1 protein-coding gene and 1 pseudogene are annotated in these 1547 nt (G+C 75.0%); both read right to left on the reverse strand.

What is annotated here, in order from left to right; all coding sequences use genetic code 11:
• A pseudogene (locus CIB93_RS38385) lies at nt 1-286 on the reverse strand (hypothetical protein); the annotation flags it as partial.
• Nucleotides 287-335: 49 nt separating this feature from the next.
• Nucleotides 336-1547 (reverse strand): peptidoglycan-binding protein (locus CIB93_RS36925; RefSeq protein ID WP_096633124.1); only part of this gene is annotated, 1212 nt, incomplete at its 5' end.

Below are 1547 nucleotides of genomic sequence, written 5' to 3' on the forward strand. Positions count from 1 at the left end.
CCCCGCCACCGCCACCGGCTCCGGCCCCGGCCCCGGCCCCGGCCCCGGCCAACGGCGGCGGCAGAAGCGGTGTCGCGGCCTCGGCTCCCCCGCCGCCGCCGGCACCCCCGGCCGCGCCCCCACCGAACAGCGGCGGCGGGCTCCCCTTGCCCGGCGGGGCGAAGAGGAACGGCGGGAGGTGGTCGTCCAGCGGGTGGGGGGTGGGATTCGAGGTGGAGGTGGGAGCGGGGGCAGAGGTCGAGGTGGGGGTGGGGGTGGGGCGGGTGGGCTGGTTGTTGGGGGTCACCGGTTCCCGGTTCCTTTCCGTCACGTCCGTACGTCCGTCGTCACATCCGTCACGCGAAGAGCCGGCGCCAGGTCTCCGGCCCCGGATATCCGTCGGCCGCCCCGCCGCGCCAGCCCTGGGCCCGCTGGAACGCCTCGACGTTGCGGCGGTCGGCCTCGGTCCAGAGCGGGCCGGGGCCCGACACGTAGTGCTTGCCGTATCCCTTCTTCACCAACTGTTTGCCGAGCCGGTCGACATGGCCGTTGGACTGACCCGGCTTGAAATAGCCGCGCCCGGGGAAGGCGACGGCCGTATTCGGGCTGCCACCCGCCCCCGCGGCCGGGATGTCGCGGCCCTTGCCGGTGGTCAGCAGTTTCCAGGTGTCCGGGCCGGGGATGCCGTCGGCCTCCGCGCCCCGCCAGCCCTGGGCCTGCTGGAAGGCCTGGGTCGCCCGCCGGTCCGCCGAGCTCCATACGGGGCCGGGGCCGACCGCGTAGAAGCGTTTGCCGCCCCGCTGGACCAGCATCCGGCCGAGCTGGGTGACGTACTTGTTGTTGCTGCCGGGGCCGAACCGCGCAGCGCCGGGGAAGGCCGTGGCGGAGCCCGAGCCGGGCGAGCCGCCCGTGACGCCCTTGTAGCGGTAGGCGACATAGCGGTCGGAGTTGTTCCAGTACGCCATGGGCGTCGACTGCTTCCGCGTCTGCGGACGCGCCTGCTCGTAGGCGACGTAGTGGCTGCGCCTGTAGTCCGTCCAGCCGCCGAAGATCGTGACGTGGGAGCCCTTGGCGGGGTCGGCCGGGTTGTGGAAGAGGAGGATGTCGCCGGGCTGGAGGTCGGCGCGGGCGATCCGGGTCCCGTACCGGGCGAGGCTGCCGGTCCACTCGTTGCTTCCGAGGTTCCAGGCCATCGACACGTAGCCGGAGCAGTCCTGGCGGTACCCGTCCGACCAGTACTTCTCCATGCTGTACGGGACCTTCGCGGCCACCCACTTCTTGGCCCGGTTGATGATGTCGGCCCGGGTCGTCCGGCGCGCGTCCGGAGCGGCGGACGGCGGGCCCGAGGCGCCGGACCCCTTCAGCGGGCCTGTCTCGCCCTGCGGGGTGGCCGGTTCGGGGTGGTCACCGCCCCCGTCGGCGTGCGGGGCCCCTGGGGCGGGGTCGGCGGCGGCCGCAGCACCGGCGGCCCCGCAGGAGAGGACCACCCCGGCGGCGGTGGCCAGCACCAGGGCTCGGCGGGCGCCGTGCGCGGCCGGGTGGCCGCCGTACCGCACCGGCAGGGCCCT

Source organism: Streptomyces sp. WZ.A104, from assembly GCF_002382885.1.
In the GTDB taxonomy this organism is placed as follows: domain Bacteria; phylum Actinomycetota; class Actinomycetes; order Streptomycetales; family Streptomycetaceae; genus Streptomyces.